Annotated in this window: 19 protein-coding genes; 8 read left to right on the forward strand and 11 right to left on the reverse strand. The window is 54.9% G+C overall.

Features of this window, described 5'->3' with window-relative positions:
* The first annotated feature begins 97 nt into the window (after window positions 1–97).
* Together JI62_RS07155 and JI62_RS07160 are read left to right on the forward strand one after the other, a co-directional pair.
* The gene (locus JI62_RS07155) at window positions 98–2,449 is read left to right on the forward strand and encodes a cytochrome P450/oxidoreductase (RefSeq protein ID WP_170938499.1); all 2,352 of its coding nucleotides are present in this window, start codon (window positions 98–100) and stop codon (window positions 2,447–2,449) included.
* 77 nt (window positions 2,450–2,526) lie between these two features.
* Window positions 2,527–3,594: a TRAP transporter substrate-binding protein gene (locus JI62_RS07160; protein WP_088699498.1), complete on the forward strand. Its 1,068-nt coding sequence runs from the start codon at window positions 2,527–2,529 to the stop codon at window positions 3,592–3,594.
* Window positions 3,595–3,727: 133 nt separating this feature from the next.
* Here JI62_RS07160 and hppD read toward each other — a convergent pair whose 3' ends face one another.
* Window positions 3,728–4,837: a 4-hydroxyphenylpyruvate dioxygenase gene (gene hppD / locus JI62_RS07165; protein ID WP_088699499.1), complete on the reverse strand. Its 1,110-nt coding sequence runs from the start codon at window positions 4,835–4,837 to the stop codon at window positions 3,728–3,730.
* A 128-nt stretch (window positions 4,838–4,965) separates the two neighbouring features.
* Here hppD and JI62_RS07170 point away from each other — a divergent pair, with 128 nt between their 5' ends.
* Window positions 4,966–5,442: an Lrp/AsnC family transcriptional regulator gene (locus tag JI62_RS07170; RefSeq protein WP_088699500.1), complete on the forward strand. Its 477-nt coding sequence runs from the start codon at window positions 4,966–4,968 to the stop codon at window positions 5,440–5,442.
* A 14-nt stretch (window positions 5,443–5,456) separates the two neighbouring features.
* Here the strand turns inward: JI62_RS07170 and JI62_RS07175 are convergent, their stop codons facing one another.
* Window positions 5,457–5,939 (reverse strand): Lrp/AsnC family transcriptional regulator, encoded by a 483-nt coding sequence (locus JI62_RS07175; RefSeq protein ID WP_088699501.1) that lies wholly within the window; start codon window positions 5,937–5,939, stop codon window positions 5,457–5,459.
* 177 nt (window positions 5,940–6,116) lie between these two features.
* On the opposite strand from JI62_RS07175, the gene JI62_RS07185 reads away from it, so the two are divergent.
* Window positions 6,117–9,647, forward strand: coding sequence for an indolepyruvate ferredoxin oxidoreductase family protein (locus tag JI62_RS07185; RefSeq protein WP_088699502.1), 3,531 nt, complete (start codon window positions 6,117–6,119; stop codon window positions 9,645–9,647).
* A gap of 55 nt (window positions 9,648–9,702) precedes the next feature.
* Here JI62_RS07185 and maiA read toward each other — a convergent pair whose 3' ends face one another.
* The 6 genes from maiA to JI62_RS07215 form a co-directional block, all read right to left on the reverse strand.
* A complete protein-coding gene (maiA, locus tag JI62_RS07190; RefSeq protein WP_088699503.1) occupies window positions 9,703–10,347 on the reverse strand; it encodes a maleylacetoacetate isomerase in 645 nt (214 codons plus the stop codon).
* 11 nt (window positions 10,348–10,358) lie between these two features.
* The gene (locus tag JI62_RS07195) at window positions 10,359–11,378 is read right to left on the reverse strand and encodes a fumarylacetoacetate hydrolase family protein (protein WP_088699504.1); all 1,020 of its coding nucleotides are present in this window, start codon (window positions 11,376–11,378) and stop codon (window positions 10,359–10,361) included.
* Window positions 11,379–11,414: 36 nt separating this feature from the next.
* A complete protein-coding gene (gene hmgA, locus JI62_RS07200; RefSeq protein ID WP_088699505.1) occupies window positions 11,415–12,722 on the reverse strand; it encodes a homogentisate 1,2-dioxygenase in 1,308 nt (435 codons plus the stop codon).
* 48 nt (window positions 12,723–12,770) lie between these two features.
* Window positions 12,771–12,971: a DUF2783 domain-containing protein gene (locus tag JI62_RS07205; protein ID WP_088699506.1), complete on the reverse strand. Its 201-nt coding sequence runs from the start codon at window positions 12,969–12,971 to the stop codon at window positions 12,771–12,773.
* The gene (locus JI62_RS07210) at window positions 12,958–14,688 is read right to left on the reverse strand and encodes an FAD-dependent oxidoreductase (protein ID WP_088699507.1); all 1,731 of its coding nucleotides are present in this window, start codon (window positions 14,686–14,688) and stop codon (window positions 12,958–12,960) included. Before JI62_RS07210 ends, JI62_RS07205 begins: the two co-directional genes overlap by 14 nt.
* 74 nt (window positions 14,689–14,762) lie before the next feature.
* A complete protein-coding gene (locus JI62_RS07215) occupies window positions 14,763–15,731 on the reverse strand; it encodes an MBL fold metallo-hydrolase (protein WP_088699508.1) in 969 nt (322 codons plus the stop codon).
* 477 nt (window positions 15,732–16,208) lie between these two features.
* Here JI62_RS07215 and JI62_RS07220 point away from each other — a divergent pair, with 477 nt between their 5' ends.
* The 4 genes from JI62_RS07220 (at window position 16,209) to JI62_RS07235 (ending at window position 19,963) form a co-directional block, all read left to right on the forward strand.
* On the forward strand, window positions 16,209–16,697 hold the full coding sequence (locus tag JI62_RS07220) for a MarR family winged helix-turn-helix transcriptional regulator (RefSeq protein WP_088699509.1): 489 nt from the start codon (window positions 16,209–16,211) through the stop codon (window positions 16,695–16,697).
* Between the two features lie 358 nt (window positions 16,698–17,055).
* Entirely contained in the window at window positions 17,056–18,105 is a 1,050-nt protein-coding gene (locus JI62_RS07225; protein ID WP_088699510.1) for a TRAP transporter substrate-binding protein, read from the forward strand.
* 27 nt (window positions 18,106–18,132) lie between these two features.
* Window positions 18,133–18,675: a TRAP transporter small permease gene (locus tag JI62_RS07230; protein ID WP_088699511.1), complete on the forward strand. Its 543-nt coding sequence runs from the start codon at window positions 18,133–18,135 to the stop codon at window positions 18,673–18,675.
* Complete coding sequence (locus tag JI62_RS07235; RefSeq protein ID WP_088699512.1) at window positions 18,668–19,963, forward strand: TRAP transporter large permease; 1,296 nt, start codon at window positions 18,668–18,670, stop codon at window positions 19,961–19,963. The genes JI62_RS07230 and JI62_RS07235 overlap by 8 nt, the downstream gene beginning before the upstream one ends.
* Window positions 19,964–20,081: 118 nt before the next feature.
* Here the strand turns inward: JI62_RS07235 and paaZ are convergent, their stop codons facing one another.
* The 3 genes from paaZ to paaD form a co-directional block, all read right to left on the reverse strand.
* A complete protein-coding gene (paaZ, locus tag JI62_RS07240; protein ID WP_088699513.1) occupies window positions 20,082–22,124 on the reverse strand; it encodes a phenylacetic acid degradation bifunctional protein PaaZ in 2,043 nt (680 codons plus the stop codon).
* Window positions 22,125–22,193: 69 nt separating this feature from the next.
* Window positions 22,194–23,276, reverse strand: coding sequence for a 1,2-phenylacetyl-CoA epoxidase subunit PaaE (gene paaE, locus JI62_RS07245; protein ID WP_088699514.1), 1,083 nt, complete (start codon window positions 23,274–23,276; stop codon window positions 22,194–22,196).
* Between the two features lie 19 nt (window positions 23,277–23,295).
* A partial coding sequence (paaD, locus tag JI62_RS07250; RefSeq protein ID WP_430750713.1) for a 1,2-phenylacetyl-CoA epoxidase subunit PaaD occupies window positions 23,296–23,821 on the reverse strand: 526 nt, incomplete at its 5' end.

Raw genomic sequence — 23,821 nt, forward strand, 5'->3', positions numbered from 1 at the left:
CCGACAGAAACTGCCTACCTTCGTTGTGCACTAAAAGAAACTAAGTGTTCGATAAAAGTAAAACAAATACGAGCCGCTTAATTTTACGGAGCCCTCCATGGCATCAGTGTCTCACCGTTCCGGTAGCGCATCAGGCGAGTGCCCTTTTCAACCATCACAGGCGTCCGTGGCACTATCGCCTACTGGCTGCCCTGTCTCCCCTGAAGCGGCCGAATTCGATCCCTTCGATGCGCCTTATCAGCTTGACCCCGCTGAGGCGCTGCGTTGGTTCCGCGAACAGGAGCCGGTGTTCTACAGTCCCAAACTCGACTACTGGGTCGTGAGTCGGTATGAAGATGTGAAGGCGGTTTTCCGTGACAACGTCACCTTCTCGCCCTCTATCGCGCTGGAGAAACTAACCCCCGCACCGCCCGAGGCGACAAAAATTCTCGAGGGCTACGGTTTCGCAATGCGTCGTACCATGGTCAACGAGGATGAGCCGGATCACATGGAACGCCGACGCCTACTGATGGATGCCTTCCTGCCCGAGAACCTTGAGAAGCACGAAGCTTGGGTACGTGAGTTGGTGCGTGATTATATGGATCGCTTCATCGACAAGGGGCGTGCGGATCTGGTGGGTGAGATGTTTCGGGAAATTCCCATGACCGTCGCGCTGCGCTTCCTGGGTGTTCCCAATGAGGACGCCAAGGAGCTTCGCAAGTTCTCGGTCGCCCACACGCTGAATACCTGGGGCCGCCCCTCCCCGGAGCAGCAACTGCAGATTGCCGAGGATGTGGGTCAATTCTGGAAAACCGCACAAACTATCCTCGACCGCATGTGTGCCGATCCCAGCGGCGAGGGATGGATGTACGACTCGATCCGCATGCACAACAGGCATCCTGACATTGTGCCAGAGAGCTATTTGCGCTCAATGATGATGGCCATTCTGGTGGCTGCCCATGAGACCACCGCGTTCGCCACCACCAATGCCTTTCGTACTCTGCTATCGAACCGGGAGTCATGGAACGACATCTGCGAGAACCCTGCTTTGATCCCCAGCGCCATTGAGGAGTGCCTGCGCGTTGCCGGTTCGGTTGTGGCCTGGCGACGTATCGCGACCGAAGACACCCTGGTAGGGGGCAAGAAGATTCCGAAGGGGGGGAAGCTGTTAATCGTGCAGGCGTCGGCCAACCGCGATCCGAGACACTTTGAAAATCCTGACGAGTTCGATATCTACCGCCATAACTCAGCGGAGCACTTCACTTTCGGCTACGGTGCGCACCAGTGCATGGGGAAGAACATTGCCCGCATGGAGATGCGCATCATACTCGATGAATTTGTCCGTCGCTTACCCCATATAGATCTGGTTGAGGATCAATCGTTTGAGTATCTGCCCAATACCTCTTTCCGTGGGCCTACGTCGCTATGGGTGGAGTGGGAGCCTAAGCAGAATCCTGAGCGGCGACACCACGCTGTGCTGGAAAACCCTACGCTTTTCCATATTGGCGCACCTATCAAGGAGGATATCGTGCGTCGGGTGGTGGTCGCCGAGGTGAAACGTGAAGCTGAGGCGGTGATTCGTGTTGGTCTGGTAGACCCCCATGGGCGTGAGTTACCCGACTGGACTCCCGGTTCGCATATAGAGCTGGTATCGGCAGAGTGGCGCCGCTACTACTCACTGTGCGGGACGCGCGATGACCGTAACCGTCTCTCCATCGCTATCCTGCGAGAGCCCCAGGGGCGCGGCGGCTCGGTGCACTTCCACGATACGGTCAAGCCCGGGGATATATTGCATATCGCTGGCCCCAAGAATCATTTCCACCTGGACGAGACGGCAACGCGCTATACCCTGATTGCCGGTGGTATTGGCATCACGCCGATTATTGCCATGGCGGATCGACTCAAGGCTCTCGGCAAGCCCTATGTACTCCACTACTGCGGCGCTGGGCGGCGAACCATGGCCTTTTTAGAGAGAGTTGAACGTGACCATAGCGCCGCGCTAACCCTCCATGCCGGTGATGAAGGGGATCGCCTTGATCTACCGAGTGCACTTAGCAGCCTAGCCGAGGGTGAGCAGGTTTACGCCTGCGGCCCTGAGCGACTACTGGAGGCGCTTGGGTCATTGGCGGAGAAATGGCCCGAGGGAACCTTGCATGTTGAACACTTCACCGCTCGCTCCAACATCCTCGATCCTGAGAGCGAGCACGCCTTCGAAGTAGTGCTGGCGGACTCTGACCTGACGCTGCAGGTCGGTAACCACCAGACCCTGCTTGAGGCGCTAACCGCAGCGGGAGTGGATGTACCGAGCGACTGCTGCGAAGGCCTGTGTGGCACCTGCGAAGTGGCGGTGACCGATGGATCTATCGATCATCGAGACCTAGTGCTCAGCCGTACTGAGCGCGACGCAAATGATCGCATGATGGCCTGCTGCTCGCGGGCAGCGGGCAAGCGTCTGACTCTGGCGCTCTAAACGTTAACACCCTTAAAAGAACCTCTGTTTTACACTGGCACCATCGGGTACATGAACCATCAAAAAGGATAATCACAATGAAAAAAATGGCGACGTTGACCACCTTTTCAGCCCTGATGCTCTTGAGCTCTTTTCAAGGCGCGACAGCGGCCGATACCGTGCTCCAGGTGAGTACCTGGGCGGGCCCTAACCACGGCGTTAATACCATCGTCTGGCCCACCTGGGGGAAATGGGTTGAAGAGGCGACCGATGGCCGCGTCAGTGTCAATGTGACCCACGACCTTGGGCCGCCTAACGCGCAAATGGAGTTGGTGGCAGACGGCGTCGCCGATGTCACCTGGCTTTTCCATGGTTTAATGCCAGGGCGCTTTGAGCTGACCAAGCTACCGGAATTCCCCACTTTTGAAGACTTTTCATCGGAAAACGCCTCCGTGGCTTACTGGCGTACTCACCAAGAATACCTAAGCGATGCCGGTGAGCATCGTGGTGTAGAAGTACTCGGGTTGGGCGTGCATGGCCCTGGGGCGCTCTTTCTTGCTGAACCAATCGAAAGCCTTGACGATTTGCAGGGCAGAAGGGCGCGCATCGGTGGCGGCGTGATGGCGGATATTTCCAACGCGCTAAGCCTCACCGGGGTAGCACTGCCGCCAGGGGGGACTTACGAAGCTGCCACGCAAGGGGTGATTGACGGTGCAATGCTAACCCTTGAGGGGCTTAAGAGCTTTCGATTAGCCGAGGTATTGCCTTACACGGTACAAATGCCGGGCGGCTTCTATCGTGGCAGCTTTTCCCTGGTCGTCAATCCGGATACCTGGCAGTCGCTTTCCGAGCAGGATCGTAACGCCATTATGGATGTCTCAGGCGAAAAGCTGTCCCGCCTATTTGGTTTCATGATGGATACCGTCGATGTGCGGGGCGTTGAGTTTGCCAAGGAGGAGGGCAACACCTTTATCGAGTTGCCTGCTGAAGAGGTCGAAAACTTCATGCAATTGGCGGCCAACCTTCCCAGCGACTGGTTTGAAGTGGCAGCTGCGAAAGATGTTGATGGAGAGACTGCCCGCGCATTCTTTCTCGAACAATTGCAGGTTGTCGCAGGTGACGATGAAGGCCTGAGCGCTGACGATGTGATTGATCCTGACGCCTAAACGACGTATTTCTAATGGGCTAGGCTTTGTTTGAAAAATCGGCGAAAAGGCGGATCGGTCTCGCGCACGAGTCGTTTTTTAACGCCGTATGGTCGAGCGCAGCCAGTTTTCAGACAAAGCCTAGGTTATGTTTTTACTCTTCAGTGGTGTCTTGCAACACACCGCGGTTAATTTGATCCTCTTCGATGGATTCGAAAAGAGCTTTGAAATTGCCCTCTCCAAAACCATCATCGCCTTTACGCTGAATAAACTCGAAGAAGATGGGGCCAATAACCGTTTTTGAGAAAATTTGTAGCAAAATTCGGGTTTCGCCACCGCCCACGACACCTTCACCATCGATCAAAATGCCACGGCTACGCAGTTTGTCGAGGGGTTCCTGGTGGTCTTTAACGCGCTCTAGAGACTTTTCGTAATAGATGCTCGGCGGGCCAGGCATAAATTCGAGACCTGCATCAGCGATTAAGTCAGTGCCGGAGTAGATGTCGTTTGTGGCAATGGCGATATGCTGAATGCCTTCGCCGTTATATTCGCGCAAGTACTCTTCAATCTGGCTGTGATCGTCGGCACTTTCGTTAATCGGTATGCGAATTTTACCATCGGGAGAAGTCAATGCACGGCTGGTAAGGCCTGTCATTTTACCGGAGATATCAAAGTAGCGTATTTCACGGAAGTTAAAGGTGTCGTGGTAAAACTTATACCATGTGTCCATATTGCCGCGAATAACATTATGAGTGAGGTGATCAAGATAGTAAAAACCAAACCCCTTAGGATTAGGGTCTACCTCATCGAACCACTCAAATTCGTTTGAGTAACAGTTGCCTTTTTCACCATACGTATCAATAAAGTAAAGCAGCGAACCGCCTATGCCAATAACCGCAGGCGCATCGATGGACTTATTACCTGTGAACTCTTCTGCACCCAAGTCGACGGCACGTTTTAGCGCATGCTGAGCATCAACAACGCGCCAAGCCATTGCCGGGGCACAGGGGCCGTGCGCCTCAATAAACGCTGAAGCATGCGAGTTAGGTTCACTGTTAAGAAGGTAGTTGATGTCGCCTTGACGATAAACGGTGATCGACTTGTCACGATGTTTTGCAACGGGCACGAACCCCATTTGCCGAAATAAACTATCTAGTTTTTCCGGCTCGGGGTGTGCAAATTCAACGAACTCAAAGCCATCTGTGCCCGCTGGGTTTGCATCACTGATGGTTGCTTTGGGTGCGTCATGAGGGAAGGGGCCCATCGCTGTCTCTCCTTTATTGTCTTGTTGGGTGACAAGTTCAGTATAGGGAAGAGGCGGTACAATTAGGTTGCAAACTAACCTAAGATCCAGCCAAATAGTGCATAGAATGTGCGTAATGGGAGTGCTGTATGCACGGAATTTCCTTGGATCGTTATGATCTTGCAATTTTGTCAGAGTTACAAAAGAACTCGGCCCTCACTAATTCAGAATTGGGAGAGCGTGTCAGCCTGTCTCCCTCGCAGTGCTCTCGACGCAAAGCACGGCTAGAAGCCGAAGGTGTCATTAAGGGGTATTCGGCTAGGCTCGATGCCACCAGCCTGGGGTTTGGGTTGCGTGCCATTACCAGAGTTAATCTCAAAGCTCATGGTGAAAGCATGGATGGTGATTTTGTGACGTTACTGACGAAGCATGCCATGGTTCGTGAGGCCTATTCTGTGTCGGGAGACGCAGACTATGTGTTACATATCATCGCCAAGGATCTAACAGCGTTTTCGGACTTTATTCATCATCATTTGTTACCTCATCCTAATGTCACCCAGGTTCGCTCAGAAATAATACTGCGTAGTATGAAAGAGGAGCCCGGGTTGCCGGTGAAAGGTGGCTAAGTAACAGCGTTCTGTTAGCGAATCGGGATCGCGGTCTCTTCTTTGATATTCCGTAGCACGAAATTGGAGTTGATCTGGGAAATGCCATCCAGGGTGAAGAGTTTCTCATTCAAAAAGCGGTCATAAGCTGCCATGTCTTCAATCACCACTCGCAGCACGAAATCCGCGTTGCCAGTAGTGGCATAGCACTGCAGCACTTCCGGGTATTGCAGGATGCGGTTTTCAAACTCGACGGTATTGTCGATGTGGTGGCGAACCAGCGTCACCATCACCAATGCCGACAGTGGTTGGCCCACTAGACTCGGTTCCACCAACGCTGCAAAGCGGCGGATCACACCACTCTCTTCCAAGGCCTTGACGCGCCGCCAGCAGGCAGCGGGGGATAATCCGATCTGTTCGGCAAGTTCATTGTTGGTAATGCGCCCCTGTTGCTGAAGCAGGATAAGAATGCGCTGGTCATGCCTGTCTAAGGCGATCTCTTTGGTCGTTTCTTTCATGGTGCCATTTCTTTTATTTGTGGTTTGTTGAATATCATTGCGTCAAAACTAAAAAAATGAAAGTAATGATCAATAACCAGACTTTTGAAGAGTTAATTAGCAAGCACCTTTAGCGCGCTCTTGGCTAGACTCAAGCGTATTACAACCATAACTCTTCGATCGTACTGGTGAACTCCCATGACAACCCCCTCAATCGCTGAGCAGGCGGGTTCTATTACCCAGCCTCTCGATATCGCACTCGATGACAATCTTCTCGATGACTATGCGCTGGCCGATCGCTATACCCGCGGAGAAGGTCGTGTCTTTCTCACCGGCACACAGGCATTGGTGCGTATTGCCTTACGCCAAGCCGAGCTTGATCGCCACAATGGCCGCCACACGGCAGGGCTCATCAGCGGTTATCGAGGCTCGCCATTAGGCGGTGTAGACCAAGAGATTTGGCGGGCGAAAGCCGCCATGGAAGAGCACCACATCGATTTTGTCCCTGCTATAAACGAAGACCTGGCCGCCACCATGATGCTGGGTTGCCAGCAAGTCGAGACAGACCCCGCTAAGCAAGTAGATGGCGTGTTTGGCATGTGGTACGGCAAAGGGCCGGGCGTTGACCGCGCAGGCGACGCTTTAAAACACGGTAATGCCTATGGCAGCTCACCCACTGGCGGTGTGCTGGTGGTCGCGGGTGATGACCATGGCTGCGTGTCGTCCTCCATGCCACACCAGTCTGATGTCGCCTTTATGGCGTGGTTTATGCCGGTGGTGAGCCCTGCGTCATTGGCGGAATACGAACGCTTTGGGCTGTGGGGCTATGCGCTTTCGCGCTTTTCGGGCTGTTGGGTGGGTTTCAAAGCCGTTTCTGAAACCGTAGAGAGTGGCGCTTCGGTGGACGTGCCACCCTTGCCTGAGTATATAACGCCGGATTTCGATATGCCGGAAGGCGGGTTGCACTACCGCTGGCCCGATTTACCTGGGCCCCAGCTTGAGACTCGCCTTGAGCACAAGCTGGCCGCCGTTCAGGCGTTTGCCACGGCCAACCCGATTGATCAGTATTTATTTCGCCAAGAACAGGCGACGTTTGGGCTGGTCACCACCGGTAAGGGACACCTGGATTTACTTGAATCGCTGCGTTTATTGGGGCTGGATGAAGCGAAGCTGCGTGAACTGGGGGTAGAAATATACAAGGTCGGGATGGTGTGGCCGCTCCATCGACCCGGCATCCTTGAGTTTATTCATGGCAAGCGTGAGGTGCTGGTCATTGAAGAGAAGCGTGGCATTATCGAAAGCCAGTTGAAGGAGTACATGTCGGAACCCGACCATCCCGGCGAGGTCATCGTTACCGGCAAGCAGGATGAAACCGGCAAGCCCTTGATTCCCTTTGTTGGAGAGCTGAGCCCGCGTCTCTTGGCAGGCTTCGTGGCAGAGCGTTTAGAGCGCTTTTTCAAGATTGATTTTAGCGACAAGCTGGCAACCGTTGATGCTTGCCAAGCAGGCGTTAAAGAGCTCGGCGGTGTACGCCGCATGCCCTATTTCTGCTCCGGCTGCCCACACAACAGCTCGACCAAGGTGCCTGAGGGCAGCAAAGCCCTGGCGGGAATTGGTTGCCACTTTATGGCCTCGTGGATGGATCGCAGCACCGAATCGTTAATTCAGATGGGTGGCGAAGGCGTTAACTGGGTGGGCAAGAGCCGCTTTACCGGCAACGGTCATATTTTCCAGAACTTAGGCGAAGGCACCTGGTTTCATTCGGGCTCAATGGCGGTGCGCCAGGCTGTGGCTGCCAACGTTAATATCACCTACAAAATTTTGTTCAACGACGCGGTTGCCATGACGGGCGGTCAACCCGTGGACGGGCAGATAAGCGTTCCGATGATCGCCCGGCAATCGCTGGATGAAGGTGTTCGCCGGGTCATGGTGGTCAGTGACGAACCGGATAAGTACCGGGGACATGAAAAGGAATTCCCTAAGGGAGTTACCTTCCACGGCCGCGAAGAGATGGATACGCTGCAGCGTGAACTGCGCGAAATCCCCGGCTGCACCGTGTTGATTTATGACCAGGCATGCGCGGCTGAGAAACGCCGTCGGCGCAAGCGCGGCCTGTTGGAAGACCCAGCCCGCCGGGTGTTTATCAACCACCATGTTTGCGAAGGCTGTGGTGATTGTTCCGTACAGTCCAACTGTTTATCGGTGGTGCCTCGCGAGACCGAGCTAGGTCGCAAGCGCAAAATTGACCAGTCTTCCTGTAACAAGGATATGTCCTGCGTCAGCGGCTTCTGTCCTAGTTTTGTCACTGTGGAAGGGGGTGGTTTGCGTAAAGGCCAGGGCGTTGCAGCAGATAACGCCTTTTGGAAACGTATAGCGCATTTGCCTACTCCTGCCATTGCCAATTTGACGGCCCCTTACGACCTACTGGTGGGTGGCGTTGGTGGCACGGGGGTGGTGACCGTTGGGCAACTGATCACCATGGCAGCACACCTGGAAGGCAAGGGCAGCAGCGTGCTCGACTTTATGGGGTTTGCGCAAAAAGGCGGGGCGGTGCTTAGCTATGTACGCTTGGCAGCGCAGCCCAGCGAGCTTAATCAGGTACGCATTGAAGCGGGTCAGGCCGATGCGATGATCGCTTGCGACATGGTCGTGGCTAGCTCCCAGAAAGCGCTGAATGTGCTGCAGCCGACCACCCGTATCGTGGCCAATCTGGCCGAACTAGCCACGGCGGATTATGTGCTTTATCGCGATGCGGATATGCAGGCCAGCAAGCGCCTTAATATGTTGCGTGAAGCGGTAGGGGATGAGCGCTTTGCCTCGCTGGATGCCAACCGTCTGGCTGAACAGCTGCTAGGGGATACGGTATTTTCCAATATGATGATGCTAGGGTTTGCCTGGCAGCAAGGGTTGGTGCCGCTGTCTGAACCTGCGCTGCAGCGTGCGCTAGAACTCAATGGCGTCGTCGTGGAAAAGAACCGCCAGGCATTTGCCTGGGGGCGCTTGGCAGCGGTGGAACCTGACTACCTCCAGCAGCATCTGGATACGATGCCACTGTCCGCGAATGCCACACTGGACGACGTGATTGCGCGTAATCGTCGCCACCTGGAGCGCTACCAGAACCGTGCCTGGGCTGAGCGTTACGTGAACCAGGTGACTAAAGTGCGTGAAGCAGAGGAACCGCTAAACGGCGGTCAATCATTGAGTGAAGCCGTTGCTCATCAGCTCTATCGCTTGATGGCGTATAAAGATGAGTATGAAGTGGCGCGTCTTTACACCCAGAGCGATTTTCTGGATGAGGTTAAAGCAACGTTTTCTGGCGATTACCAGCTAACCTTCCACTTGGCGCCGCCGCTTATAGGTGGTCGTAAGGATGCTCAGGGGCGTCCAGTGAAGCGCCGCTTCGGCCCCTGGATGCTGAAGGCAATGGGCGCGCTGGCAAAGATGCGCGGTTTGCGCAACACGGCTCTCGATCCTTTCCGCTTTAGCGCCGACCGCAAGCTCGACCGCGCCTTATTGACTGACTACGAGCAGCTTATTGATGAGTTAGTGGCTCGTCTTGATGGCACTAATCATGGGACTGCCTTGGCGCTGGCTAAGCTGCCGGAAGAGATTCGTGGTTTCGGGCCAGTCCGCGAAGCTGCCGCCGAGAAAGCCAATGAGCGCCGTGAGAAGTTGCTGGAGGAACTACGCGAAGGTCGTTCGAAAACCATCGCTGTCGAAGCTGCCTGAGGCTGCCCACCAAGCTAAATGCAGGCCGCGCAATGCACGGCCTGTTCAATATGGTTTAGCTGGCGTCAGGCTGCGCCGCTGGTGCGGCCTTTTCGAAGGCTGGCAGGGTTCGACAGTTGGCAGCGATGCGCTGGATCGTCGGATAGGCTGACAAATCGCACTCGAAGCGTTCCGCGTTGTACACCTGGGGAATCAGGCATATATCCGCAAGCGTAGGGGTGTCGCCATGGCAAAAATCGCTGCTGCCGGGGTCATTGGAGAGCGTTGCTTCCAGGGCGGTGAAGCCCTCGGCAATCCAGTGGTGGTACCAGGCTAGCTTAGCCGCTTCATCTGCTCCCATTTCTCTCACTAGATACTTGAGTACCCTCAGGTTGTTGAGTGGGTGAATCTCGCAGGCCACCGACTGAGCGAGCGCACGAACCCGCGCCCGCTCTAACGTGTTAACTGGCAGCAGGGCGGGCTCTGGGTGTACCTCATCGAGATACTCGCAGATCGCCAGTGACTGGTTAACCACCGAGCAATCGTCCAGCACCAGGCTAGGCACCAGCCCCAGAGGGTTGCGCGCCAGATGCTCGCCACCACGCTGCTCGCCTTTCACCAGATTGACCGGGATCTGGTCGTAATCTAGTCCTTTAAGGTTTAAGGCAATACGCACCCGGTAAGCAGCCGACGAGCGGAAATAGCCGTAAAGCGTCGTCATGTTGCCTTCCTTTATTTGGGCTGGTACTGCACTACTTGCTGATCGATCGTACCAAATATGTTGTTGCCATCGCGGTCAAACATCTCGATACGCACCCGGTCGCCAAAGCGCATAAAGGGCGTTTTTACCTGGCCGTACAGTATCTGCTCCACCATGCGCACTTCGGCTAGACAGCTATAGCCAACGCCACCGTCAGCCACCGGCTTTCCAGGGCCGCCGTCGGGGTCTGGGTTGGAAACAGTGCCTGAGCCAATAACAGCGCCGGCACCGAGATAACGGGTCTTAGCCGCATGGGCCACCAGCTGTGGGAAGTTGAAAATCATATCTGGCCCGGCTTCTGGCTCGCCAAACTTCTTGTCATTCAGGTGCACGGTCAGTGGCAGGTGCACCTTACCGTCCTGCCAGGCATCGCCCAGCTCATTTGGGGTCACCGCAATGGGCGAGAACGAAGAGGCGGGCTTTGCTTGGAAAAAACCGAAGCCCTTAGCGAGCTCACCTGGGATGAGGCCACGCAGACTCACGTCGTTGACCAGCATTACTAGCTTAATGTGCTTGGCGGCTTCCTCCGGCGTGACTGCCATCGGGACGTCATCGGTGATAACGGCGATTTCACCTTCAAAGTCGATGCCATGCTCTTCGCTCACCGCTTCGATATCGTCCGTGGGTGCCAAGAAGCAATCGCTACCGCCCTGATACATGAGCGGGTCTGTCCAGAAGGTTTCAGGCATCTCGGCATTGCGCGCCTGGCGTACCAGCTGGACATGGTTCAGATAGGCGGAGCCGTCAGCCCACTGATAGGCACGCGGTAAAGGGGAGTGCAGCGCACTCTGATCAAGCTCAAAAGCGTTTTCAGCACCACCACTGTTAAGCTGAGCATAGCGCTCTTCAAGCTGGGGGCTAACCGCCTCCCAGTTCTCAAGGGCAGCCTGAAGTGTGGGGGCAATATCAACGGCGCTCGCAGCGTGGGAGAGGTCACGCGAGACGATGATGAGTTCTCCGTCGCGCCCCTTCTTTAGTGTTGCCAGTTTCATAGTGATTCAATCCTTGTCGTCAGGGTGGTATAGGGTTCAGGGCTGGCTTGGGTTGAAGTGGGAGCGCAGCGTCGACCAAACATCCACATAATCACGTTGACGGAAGTCAGCATTCAGCGCCGCAGGGGTCGGGTGAAAGAAGTAGCGGCTTTCAAACATAAAGGCCAGTGTATCGCCTATGAAATGGGGCTTAAGCTCAGCGTTGGAGGCTTTCTCAAATGTCTCAGCATCGGGGCCGTGGGGCGACATAGAGTTATGTAGGCTGGCGCCGCCAGGGGTGAAACCTTCCGCTTTTGCATCGTACTCACCATGAATAAGCCCCATAAACTCGCTCATTAAATTGCGATGGAACCAGGGGGGCCTAAAGGTATTCTCGGCAACCATCCAGCGCGGTGGGAAAATGACAAAATCAAGATTCGCCATTCCCGGCGTATCGGAGGGGGACGACAATACGGTGAAGATTGACGGATCCGGATGATCGAAGCTCACCGTATTGATGGTGTTAAAGTTGGCGAGATTGTATTTATAAGGCGCGCAGTTGCCGTGCCACGCCACCACATCTAACGGCGAATGGTCGAGTTTGCTCTCCCAGAAACGACCAGAGAACTTAGCTACTAGACGGTAGTCGCCCTCCAGGTCTTCATAGGCCGCCACGGGGCTTTGGAAGTCACGCGGGTTGGCTAAACCGTTAGACCCGATGGGGCCGAGGCCTGGAAGCTCTAAAGGACTACCATAGTTCTCGCATATATATCCCCGCGCAGCCTCAGCCCCCTGAGCTCTGCACACTTGGAATTTCACCCCGCGTGGAATAACGGCAATCTCACCGTTATCGATCTCAATGTCACCAAATTCGGTACGTAGACGAATGGCCCCCATTTGCGGAACAAACAGCAGTTCCCCATCAGCGTTGTAGAAAAACCGCTGGGTCATGTCCTGATTAAAGGTGTAGACATGCACGCCCACACCCGCTTGGGTACCCGCATCCCCGTTGACGGCAATGGTAAATAAGCCGTCGATAAAATCAGTCGGCTCGCTCGGTAGAGAAACGGGATCCCAGCGCATTTGGTTAGGATCCGCCGCTGGCTTGTCTAACGGGGCCGTGTGTACGCTGTTATTTTCTAGTGGCTGATACGCGCTCTGAACGACAGAAGGGCGAATGCGGTAAAGCCAGCTACGGAAATTTTGATGACGTGGCGCTGTAAACGCAGAGCCGGTTAGTTGCTCTGCATATAACCCATAAGCGCACTTCTGAGGGGAGTTTTGTCCAATCGGCAGTGCACCCGGCAGCGCTTCGGTTGAAAAGTGATTATGAAAACCGCTCTGATATTGCAACTGTTCAGTCATTGTTAAGCCCTGCGTTATTTGAACGTTATAGTGAACAATGTATGGCGGCTACTTATCGCCCGCTAACCCAGCATGGGAAATTGCTTCTTCAAGCACCCGTTGATCGCCAATGTGGTTAGCAAGCAACAGGATTAAACGTGCATTGATACGCTCGCTCTCGGCTTCGCTGCGGTCACGATGCAGCGCCGTTAGCGCGGCGTAAAAGGCGTCCGGATCAGTGAAGTTCGGATTCAGCTCAAGCCTTGGCATGGCAGCTTTCCTGGAAGGTAGTGTCAGCGGCACCCGCAAGATAAACGCCCAGCGCGCGGTCTAATGCGTCTTCAACCCTACGGGCAGTGATGGCGTGCCAGCGGGCAGCAACGTGTTGGTCAGGGCGAATAAGGTACCCGCCACCTGCTTTCAGGCCATATCGATGCGCCACTAGCCCTTCGGAATCGTCCACGATGGTTGTGCGCGGTAAAGCGCTAAGCACATCCGGCGCAGGGCCTACGACCACCATGCTTAAATCAATGCAACGGCCTAATAGCTCTTTAAACGGCGCGGCAAGCGTGTCGGCGTGCACGCCACCCATACGGCCGTCGAGTAACAGTACAAAGCCATCGCCAAATTGATTGAGTAGCCAGGCGTTCTCTTCTCTCAATCGAATGGGAGCGTCCTTGGCCGGGCTGCCGGGGCGCAGTTCGCTCGGGCCACCATTAACATCGGGCGTATTGAGCGGTGAGGTGTCATAGCGGCACGGCATGGAGAGGCGACCACTGTTGACCAAACTGCGCGCAAAGGCATATTGCTCAGCCAGCTCCAGCGTCACATCGCGGAACACCTGGCTGATATGGCTCTTCGGGGTAATAAAATCAGTGGCGCGGGTTGAGTTAAGAATGTTTTCTGCCGCGCCACATTGGCGCTCAGTGTTATAGGTGGATAAAAGCGCCTTGGGTGCCTGCTGTTTGAGAACCCGAGCAAGTTTCCACACTAAGTTATCCACACCCTGTAGGGCTCCGTTGGCCCCTCTGGCACCAAAGGGCGATACCTGATGCGCCGCGTCGCCCATAAATATCACGCTGTTATGAATGAAATTATCCATCTTGCGGCAGCGGAAGGTGTAGACACTGGCCCATTCAAGCTCAAACTCCACGTCTTTGCCCAGCATTGCCTGCACGCGTGGCCGAATGTTCTCTTCTTTCTTCTCTTCTTCCGGGTCGGCATCACAGCCTAATTGAAAGTCGATACGCCAAACATTATCGGGCTCTTTGTGCAGCAGCACTGACTGGTTGGGGTGGAAGGGGGGATCAAACCAGAACCAGCGCTCTGTTGGGAAGTCTGCCTTCATCACCACATCAGCAATCAGGAAGCGATCCTGAAATACCTGGCCTTTGCACTTAAGGCCCAGCATGTCGCGGATCCGGCTGTTAGCGCCATCGGAAACGAGGAGATAGTCACAGGTCAACTGGTAATCACCATCCTGGGTCGAGACCTTGATGGTAGTGCTGTCAGACTGAGCATCGACGTCGATGACCTTATGTTGCCAACGAAGGTCAATTTGCTCTGGAAAGTCGTGGGTGCGGTTGACCAGAAACTCTTCAAAGTAGTACTGCTGTAAGTTAATAAACGCGGGAATGCGGTGACCATCTTCGGGCAGTAGGTTGAAGTCATAGACCTCACGATTCTGAAAGAAAACGCGGCCACGCTGCCAGGTGACGCCTTTTTCAAGCATCGGGTCAACACAGCCCAGGCGATCGACAATTTCCAGCGAGCGCTTGGCAAAGCACAGCGCTCGTGAACCCACGCTAACGGTATTGTTATCGTCCAGAACAAGCGAATTAACGCCTTGGTGAGCCAAATCGATGGCGGCGGCGAGGCCGCTAGGCCCCGCTCCGACAATCACTACCGGATAGTGGCGAACTTCTTGAATATCGAGTTCAGGCGGGCGCCGGTAAGGATAGACAGGATTTTTATAGGTTGTTGGCATCTATTGCTCCCCCTCAGCGTCGGGTGCGTTAAACCCGACTGCTGGGCATGATCAGTGGGTGTCACTGGTGGCACTTACTGATTTTCGACGGCGTCCTGCAGCGAGTGCCACATAGCGGTATCGCGCTCTGCCGTCCAGATGCGGGGATCCGGGTATTCGCCGCCAGCTTCGTCGTAGCAGCGAGTGATATCGAAAGGCACACAGTGATCGAAGATGACCCAGTGACCATACTTCGGCTTGAGTAACGCGTAGGTCTCGGCGTAACACTCAGAGAGAGACTTGCCCGCCGCTTTGCCCGCTTTGACGCTTCCATACATATCATTTAGGAAGTCGCGGGTGCCCTGAATGGCTTCCTGGCACTGTTCGGCAGTTTGCAGAGCATCGCCACGGCCAGGCACCAGTTTTTGGGGCTGCATGGCCTGTAGGCGATCAAGCGTGGAAGGCCAGTCCTCGTGATAAGCGTCACCGGTGTAAGGGGTGGCGCCATACTCAACGAGGTCACCGGAAAACATGACTTGTTCCTTCGGCAACCAGACGATGGTATCGCCCTTGGTATGCCCGCGGCCCAGGTGAATGATCTGTACCTCACGCTCACCCATGTACACCGTCAGCTTTTCCTGGAAGACAATGTTTGGCCAGGTTAGTCCAGGCACTGAGTCCACGCCCTTGAACAGGCGGGGGAAACGGCCGACTTCTGATTCATAGTCTTGCTGACCACGTTCAACAATCAGATCGTAGGTGTTCTGGCTAGCGTAGACATTCTCTGCATCGTACGCGGATGCTCCGAGAACACGCACGGCATGGTAATGGGTCATCACCACATGCCTAATCGGTAGGTCAGTCACTTCGCGGATACGGCGGATGACATCCTGAGCCATGATAGGCGTTGCCTGGGTATCGATGACCATTACGCTGTCGTCGCCAATCACTATGCCCGTATTGGGGTCGCCTTCAGCCGTATAAGCATAGAGCCCCTCTGCCAGCTTGGTGAAGCTGATCTGCTTCTCTTGGGTGTCGGCATGGGACGCGAATTTCTTGCTCATGATATCTCCGGTGCTATCAGGGTAGTTCAGGTATTTATTGGATTGTTGTATGCAAGAGAATAGTTTCTAGTGAAACTAAAAGTCCAGTTGTCTGCAAACAAGTCAGTCTTATTTCTGCACGGATTTAGCAATAATGCCTAATAAATCAGATTATTATCGCAAGTCTATACTTAAGTATAATAATCAAAGTCGATAAATTGGTTGCAAGAGAGAGTACCTGTCGGCACTGTTTCACCTTGTTCTGATAGGGTAAAACTACGCCTGATGGCGCCCTTATATGTTGAGGAGCAGTAAGTGGCGAGGTGTTATTGGGGGAAGCTAAGAGCGTTATTGCATGGAGCGAGGTGACTCTCTTGCGCTAGGTGGTCAGTATGATGTGGTCAGTACGATAGGCGCGTTGCTGGTGCCCACATTCCCAGCTATCGTGCTGATTTTTCATTACTACCCCAGATAAATGGCGGCTCTAGGAGAAACAGAATGACGATGGATAAAGTCGGCGGCGATACATCTCTGGAGTCTTCAGCCAGGGCGGAGCTGGATCTCAACCAATTTTTACCCTATCAGCTTAACCGTTTAGCTGACCGCATCAGCCAGGCGTTAGAGAAGCTTTATGCCGAGTCTTATGAACTCAATATTGCTCAGTGGCGCGTACTTGCCTGGCTTAGCCACTGTGATGATTTAACCGCTAAGAAGGTGTGTGCCTACACCAATATGGATAAGGCTCGCGTATCTCGCGCGATTCAGTCGCTGGAAGAGCGTGGACTGATAAGCCGCACGCCATCACAGCAGGATCAGCGGCAGCATGACTTACAACTGACAGATGCCGGGCAAGCGCTACTCAATAAGCTAGTGCCCGAAGCTCAGGCGTGGGAAGCCGGCCTGGTGTCGACCCTGAGCGTTAGTGAATATCGTGATTTGCTCAATATCATGCGCAAGCTTGAACGGCAGCTGGAGAGAATTGGCTAGCGGCTTGACGCAGGAAAAGTTGAGCCAAGCTGACCGAAGATAAGCCACATTATGTCAATAACGTGTCAGCGGTGTCGGTAATAGTATGATTTATGTAACGTAATTTCGGACTGTAAATTATCCTCTTTCGCCATTATTAATTCTTCAAGGAAGATTTTGTTTTTTTTAACTATCTGTAATGCTTATATATTTTTTGTTATACTACTTAAGTATTAGTGTTTGTTAGTCAATCGATCGTTGCATGAATCACGTATCTGGAGGCATTGTGATCATAAACGTGATTCGAATATTTTTTTAATTATAATAATATAGTGTCACGTTTTGTGCTCTCAGTTCGTGACGACCAGAGGAAAGAAAAGTGAATAAAACAACAAACCTGATGATCGGCGCTATTGCCGCTGCAACGCTCAGTACTTCCACCTTTGCACAAACGACAATCACCGTGAGTACCTGGGCTGGTCCTAATCACGGCATCAACACCATGGTATGGCCAACGTGGAAAGCGTGGATTGAAGAGGCCACTGACGGGCGCGTGACCGTAGACGTTGTGCACGATCTTGGGCCTCCCGCCTCCCAGATGGAGATGGTCGCCGACGGCATTGCTGATGCCACTTGGGTATTCCATGGCTATAACGCAGGGCGTTTTCTGGCCACCCAGTTACCCGAGTTCCCTACCTTTGAAGACTTCTCCTCGGAGAACGCATCTGCTGCTTATTGGCATACTCACCAGGAGCACTTAGCCCAAGCTGATGAACACCGCGGCGTTGATGTAGTGGCTGCGGGTGTGCACGGCCCGGGTTGGATCTTTAGTAGCGAGCAGTACCAAACCCTTGCTGATTTAGAGAATGAACGTATTCGCGTCGGTGGCGGAGTGATGGGAGATCTCTCTAATGCCCTGAACCTGACCGGCGTGGCTTTGCCGCCAACCGGGGTCTATGAAGCTGGCTCTCAGGGCGTTATTGATGGCGCTATGCTGGTGCCGGAAGGCCTTAGAAGCTTTCGGGTAGCCGAGGTATTTCCCTATACCTTGACGGTGGATGGTGGCTTTTATCGAGGCAGCTTCACCATCGTGGTTAACCCGAGTATCTGGGATGAGATGTCTGCTGAAGATCGTGCCGCTGTGGAAGAAGTCTCGGGTGAGCGCCTGTCGCGACTATTCGGCTACATGATGGATGTATCCGATGAGCGGGGCGTCGAGTTCGCCGAAGAGCAAGGTCATACCTTTACAGCCCTTGGCGACGAAGATCTTGAGACGCTGCGCGGCATCAGTAACGACCTGGTTGACACCTGGTCCGAGAACGTAAGTGAACGGGGTGTCGATGCGCAGGCGGCGCTCGATTACTTCCACCAACAGCTTGAAGAAGCTGCTACACAAGAGAGCGTGGCATCCTTAGTGCCACAATCATAATTACCCTTCGCCAAGTGGAGGGCGACTATGCAGATCCTGACGACTCGCTGGTCAAATGTCGGTAGGGTCATGCAGCTGGCGCTGGAGGGGGTGGCGGGTGCCACCCTCTTTGCCTTGATGCTGCTGACGACTGCTGATGTAGTAGGCCGTTATTTCTTTAATCTACCTATCCTTGGAACCGTCGAGTTGACCCAGCAGATGCTGGCCGCTGTGGTGTTTCTGTCACTGCCAGTAGCATGCTGGCGTGAAGAGCACGTTAGCGTGGATCTCTTGGATGCCATATTCCCTGCGCGCTGGATATGGCTGCGCCAGATGATCGTCAACGTAATTATCGCAGTGGCTTTGTGGGTGATCGCTACACGGGTTTGGGCACTGGGCGTGCGCGCTTTCGAGTGGGGCGATGTCACTGAGTTTCTACGCATTCCCGATGGTTACCTTATTTATCTGATTGCCATCATGCTGTTTCTTTCCGCTCTACTCACCATCGGTCGAGCGGTGAGTTACCTCCTAGAAGGCGTGGGTGTGATTAAGTGCGGTGGCCCAGTCAGCCAGGGAGATAAGCATGACTGAAGCACTTTATGGGTTTGCAGCGCTGTTGATATTGGTATTCCTGCGCATGCCTCTGGCTTTTGCCATGGGGATCGTTGGGTTTGTGGGCTTCTACTACCTGACCGGTAACTGGAACGCGGCTGAAGCCATGGCGTCGCGGCGGGTGGTCGACACCGCTAGGGACTACGGTCTGTCGGTGATACCACTGTTTATCTTGATGGGTAACCTGGTGTCTCATGCGGGGCTCTCTGATGCGCTATTCCGAGCCTCTAACGGTTTTCTTGGTCACCGTAAGGGCGGTCAGGCGATGGCCACCATTGTGGCTTGTGGTGGGTTTAGTGCTATTTGTGGGTCGAGCCTTGCGACCTGCGCCACCATGGGGCGTGTTGCCATGCCCCAGATGCGTAAGTATGGCTACAAGGACTCGTTGGCGGCAGCCTCCATTGCAGCAGGCGGCACCCTTGGGATACTGATCCCTCCCAGTGTGATGCTGGTGATCTACGGCATCATTACTGAGACCAGCATCCGTGAACTGTTTGCGGCGGGCTTTATTCCCGGCATATTGGGTATTGTGATGTATCTCGGCGCGGTCAAGTGGGTTTTGTGGCGTGATCCCAGCGCTGGGCCAGCGGCCGAAAAAGTACCCTGGAACGAGCGCCTTGCGGCCCTAAAAAATGTGGGGAGTACCCTGGCGCTGTTCATATTGGTTATCGGCGGCATCTATTTGGGTATATTCACCCCAACCGAAGCGGCGGGTATTGGCGCAATGGGCGCCTTTGTGATTGCGCTGCTCAAGCGTGCTTTGACGCCGACGATACTTATGAATGTCCTGATGGACACAGTGCGAACAACAGCGATGCTGTTTGCAGTGGTGTTGACGGCGCTAATCTTTGCTAATTTCATTAACCGGGCGGGGCTTCCCAATGACCTCCTGGCGTTGGTCACTGGGCTGAACGTGGCCCCCTTCGTGGTTATTCTCGTCATCTTGGCCATTTACGTACTATTGGGCTGTGTATTTGAAAGCATGTCGATGATGCTGCTGACCGTGCCGGTCTTCTTCCCGGTCGTGGCGGGGCTTGGCTATGATTTGGTGTGGTTCGGCATACTGGTGGTTATCGTCATCGAGATCAGTTTGATAACGCCACCTGTCGGGATGAATGTGTTCGTACTACGTGCCGTATTACCGGACGTATCAACCGGCACTATCTTCCGCGGCGTCACCCCGTTCTGGGTAGCGGGTACCCTACGCGCACTGCTCGTGCTTATATTCCCAGCGATCGTGCTTTTCCTGCCGCAGTTACTATATTAAAGCTACGCTATTAATACGGTTCTATTAACGTCCTTGCTAAACAAACGGCTGACAGGGTAAGCGCTCTGTCAGCCGTTTTTTTGTATTACTTTTTTGTTTGGCTGTATCGGCTGAGGCGTTACTGCCGCTTGGCCACCAGCGTTAGAATGTCGTAACTGGCGACCAGTTCATCGTTTTGATTGGTCACCGCTACGTCCCACATCACCACCCCTTGTGGGTGCCCGTCGGGGGATGTCCGGCCCTGATCAATCTTGCGTTTACACGTGAGGCGGGCACGGATGGTGTCGCCGACCAATACAGGCGTAATAAAGCGCAGCGTATCCAGGCCGTAGTTCGCCAGTACGGGGCCTTCGCCTGGGTAAACGAACAGACCCGCAGCGGCAGACAGCACAAAGTAGCCGTGGGCAATGCGCTGGCCGAACTGCGTCTCCTTGGCGGCAATGTCGTCGAAGTGCATATAGAAGTGGTCGCCGGAGAGGCAGCCGAAGTTGACGATGTCGGCTTCAGTGACGGTGCGGCGGTGGGTTAACAGTGACTCCCCAACCTGCAGGTCGTCGAAATGGCGGCGGAACGGGTGGACGTCAGTCTCGATCACCTTGGCGCCACGCACATACTCCTTTGTGACTGCCGCGAGCATGCTCGGAGAGCCCTGGATGGCGGTGCGCTGTAGATAGTGGTGAACCGCACGAATGCCGCCGAGCTCCTCGCCACCGCCTGCGCGACCGGGCCCGCCATGCTTGAGCATCGGTAGCGGCGAGCCGTGGCCAGTGGATTCCTTTGCTGCCTGAGCATCCAGAATCTGCAGGCGGCCGTGCTGGGCGGCCAGGACGGGGATCATTTCAGCCGCAATGGCAGGGTCTTTTGTGGTCAGCGTGGTCACTAAGCTGCCCTTGCCCTTGGCGGCGATGGTCAGGGCTTCGTCGATGCCGCTGTAGGGCATTAGCGTCGCGACGGGGCCAAAGGCTTCAATGTCGTGAGCGCCGCCGTCGTTCAACGGGTTACGGTTGATCAGCAAGTGGGGAGTAATGAAGGCGCCGTTTTCAACACCCTGGCCGACAGGCTTGAAGCTGCCGTCTCTGCCGAAGACGCACTCACTGGTCTCTAGCAGCTGTTCAATTGCATGATTAACGTCTCTCAATTGGTCACGGGAAGAGAGCGCGCCCATGCGCACGCCTTCTTCATGGGGATCACCGACCACGATGTTGGCAAGCCGCGACTTAAGCGTGTTCGCCAAGGTATCCAGATGCGCGGCGGGCACTAGAATTCGGCGGATCGCGGTACATTTCTGACCTGCCTTGGCGGTCATCTCCTTGACCACTTCTTTGGCAAAAATCTCGAACTCTTCGTCCTCCGGGCTAACATCCGGGGCCATGATGGCGCTGTTGAGCGAGTCCGCCTCGGCGTTGAACGGGATGCTCTTGGCCATGATGTTAGGGTGGCTTTTCAGCTTCAGGGCGGTGCTTGCCGAGCCGGTAAAGGTGACAAAGTCCTGCTCTTCCAGGTGATCCAGTAAATCACCGGTTCCGCCGATAATCAGTTGCAGCGCCCCTTCCGGCAGCAGGCCAGAGTCGTTGATGACGCGCACGGCAGCTTCGGTCAGGTAGCTAGTGGCGGTTGCCGGTTTGAAGATACACGGCATGCCTGCCAGGAAGGCCGGCGCGAGCTTCTCCAACATGCCCCAAATGGGGAAGTTAAACGCATTGATATGTACAGAGACACCGCGGCGGGGCACCAGAATATGGGTGCCGTTGAAGTGGTTCTCTTTTCCTAGCTGAGTCACCGGGCCTTCGTGGGCCACATTGCCGGAGGGCAGTTCCTTGCGGCCCGTGGAGGCGTAGGTAAATAGGGTGCCGAAACCGCCGTCGATGTCGATCCAGGAGTCGGCCTTGGTGCAGCCAGTGTGGTGAGAGATGGCATACAGCTCACGCTTACGCTCTTGGATATAGGCGGCCAGCGCTTTAAGAGTGGCGGCCCGCTGCTGGAAATCCAGTGCCAGCATATTTTTCACACCGGTGTTGCGGGCATACGCCACCGCTTCACGGAAGTTGATCTCTTCTTGGTGGGTATGCGCAACGGTTGTGCCGTTAATGGCGCTAATAAGCGCTTTGGATTCGGTCTTTCCGAACCACTGGCCTGCGATGTAACTCTGTAAAACTGGCATTGAGCGTTCTCCTGCAAAACATAGAGTAAGCCGACGCGGTCGCCGGCCTGGAAGTAGGTGGGTTAGGGTTTATACCTCGTCATAGTCAAGCACCACCCTGTCGCTGATCGGATAGCACTGGCAGGACAGCACGTAGCCGGCATCGATTTCGTAATCTTCCAGGGCGTAATTGGCGTCCATTTCCACCTCGCCTTCGATGACTTTTGACTTGCAGGTGGAGCACACCCCAGCCTTGCATGAGAAAGGGATATCCGCGCCGTGCTCGTTACCTGCGTCCAGAATGCTCTGGGTATTGCGGGGCAGGTCGTATTCAATGGTGCGGCCGTCGATGATCACTTTGATGTGCGAGGTTTCTGCTTTCACCTGGGCCGCTTTCGTCGCCTGGCGGCGCTTGGCGCCTGCCGCCGGTAGCCCAGTGGTGAACAGCTCGAAGTGCACTTTTTCCTTCGGCATTCCATGTTGGGTCAGAACACCACGCACGATCTCGGTCATTTCCTGCGGGCCACAGATAAACGCGGCGTCGAGCTTGGGTACGTCTACCCAGCGGTCAAACAGGGCGTTGCACTTGTCGGCATCTATGCGCCCGTTATATAGATCGATTTCCTGTTGTTCGCGGCTGAACACATAAATGATGTTGAGGCGTTCCAGGTAGCGGTCCTTGAGATCCTGAAGGCGTTCGCGAAACAGCGTACCCGTGGTGGAACGGTTGCCATAAATCACGGTAAAACGACTTTTCGGCTCACTTTCCAGCGTGGTGGAAACAATCGACATAATGGGGGTGACGCCACTGCCAGCGGTCACCGCCAAATAGTGCCCTTCACGGCTGGGGTCGAGAGGCACGAAGAACTTGCCCTGGGGTGGCATCACTTCCAGGCGGTCGCCGGGATGCAAGTGCTGATTGGCAAAGGTGGAAAAGCTGCCGCCGGGCACCAGCTTGACGGCGACTCTTAGCTCATGTTCGTGCACGCCGGTGCAAATCGAATAAGAGCGGCGGATATCCTCGCCTTCGATGTCGCGGCGTAGCGTCAGGTACTGCCCTTGGGTAAAGCGAAAGGCGTCCAGCAGGTCATCGGGCACGTCGAAGGCAATGGAAACGGCATCATGGGTTTCCTTGCGCACATCCTTGACGGTCAGGGCGTGAAATCGGCTCATGGGAAATGGTCTCGTCGTTTTACAGACACTTGAAATAATCGAAAGGCTCCAGACAATCACGGCAGCGGTAGAGCGCTTTGCAAGCCGTAGAGCCGAATTCGCTAACGCGTTCGGTGGCGTTGCTGCCACATAAAGGGCAGGGCACTACCGGATCAGGTTGGCCCGTCAGGCTGCGCTTACTAGCACTTTCCACCGGTGGCGCGATGCCGTAGGCGCGCAATTTTTCGCGCCCGGCCTCTGAAAGCCAATCGGTAGTCCAGGCGGGGGACAGGCGGCGCTGAATCAGCGGGTCTGAATAGCCAGCGGCCACCAGCGCTTCATGGATATGCTGTTCGATAACTTCCGTGGCCGGGCAGCCGGAGTAGGTTGGGGTCACGCTGACCGCTAACCTGCCATCCAGCCAGTCGATATCACGCACAATGCCCAGCTCCACCACGCTAACCACCGGCACTTCCGGGTCTGGCACTTCCTGTAGTACAGCCAGCACGGCGTTGACATCGCCTTCATCACCGGCTGGCGGCAGGGCGCCGCGGGCGCCGCCCCAC

Source organism: Halomonas campaniensis, assembly GCF_002211105.1.
Classification (GTDB): domain Bacteria; phylum Pseudomonadota; class Gammaproteobacteria; order Pseudomonadales; family Halomonadaceae; genus Vreelandella; species Vreelandella campaniensis_A.

Excerpts from the sequence above, each read along its gene's own strand:
- JI62_RS07155 (WP_170938499.1), top strand. The coding sequence starts at position 98 with ATGGCATCAGTGTCTCACCGTTCCGGTAGCGCATCAGGCGAGTGCCCT.
- JI62_RS07160 (WP_088699498.1), top strand. The coding sequence starts at position 2,527 with ATGAAAAAAATGGCGACGTTGACCACCTTTTCAGCCCTGATGCTCTTG.
- hppD (WP_088699499.1), bottom strand. The coding sequence starts at position 4,837 with ATGGGCCCCTTCCCTCATGACGCACCCAAAGCAACCATCAGTGATGCA.
- JI62_RS07170 (WP_088699500.1), top strand. The coding sequence starts at position 4,966 with ATGCACGGAATTTCCTTGGATCGTTATGATCTTGCAATTTTGTCAGAG.
- JI62_RS07175 (WP_088699501.1), bottom strand. The coding sequence starts at position 5,939 with ATGAAAGAAACGACCAAAGAGATCGCCTTAGACAGGCATGACCAGCGC.
- JI62_RS07185 (WP_088699502.1), top strand. The coding sequence starts at position 6,117 with ATGACAACCCCCTCAATCGCTGAGCAGGCGGGTTCTATTACCCAGCCT.
- maiA (WP_088699503.1), bottom strand. The coding sequence starts at position 10,347 with ATGACGACGCTTTACGGCTATTTCCGCTCGTCGGCTGCTTACCGGGTG.
- JI62_RS07195 (WP_088699504.1), bottom strand. The coding sequence starts at position 11,378 with ATGAAACTGGCAACACTAAAGAAGGGGCGCGACGGAGAACTCATCATC.
- hmgA (WP_088699505.1), bottom strand. The coding sequence starts at position 12,722 with ATGACTGAACAGTTGCAATATCAGAGCGGTTTTCATAATCACTTTTCA.
- JI62_RS07205 (WP_088699506.1), bottom strand. The coding sequence starts at position 12,971 with ATGCCAAGGCTTGAGCTGAATCCGAACTTCACTGATCCGGACGCCTTT.
- JI62_RS07210 (WP_088699507.1), bottom strand. The coding sequence starts at position 14,688 with ATGCCAACAACCTATAAAAATCCTGTCTATCCTTACCGGCGCCCGCCT.
- JI62_RS07215 (WP_088699508.1), bottom strand. The coding sequence starts at position 15,731 with ATGAGCAAGAAATTCGCGTCCCATGCCGACACCCAAGAGAAGCAGATC.
- JI62_RS07220 (WP_088699509.1), top strand. The coding sequence starts at position 16,209 with ATGACGATGGATAAAGTCGGCGGCGATACATCTCTGGAGTCTTCAGCC.
- JI62_RS07230 (WP_088699511.1), top strand. The coding sequence starts at position 18,133 with ATGCAGATCCTGACGACTCGCTGGTCAAATGTCGGTAGGGTCATGCAG.
- JI62_RS07235 (WP_088699512.1), top strand. The coding sequence starts at position 18,668 with ATGACTGAAGCACTTTATGGGTTTGCAGCGCTGTTGATATTGGTATTC.
- paaZ (WP_088699513.1), bottom strand. The coding sequence starts at position 22,124 with ATGCCAGTTTTACAGAGTTACATCGCAGGCCAGTGGTTCGGAAAGACC.
- paaE (WP_088699514.1), bottom strand. The coding sequence starts at position 23,276 with ATGAGCCGATTTCACGCCCTGACCGTCAAGGATGTGCGCAAGGAAACC.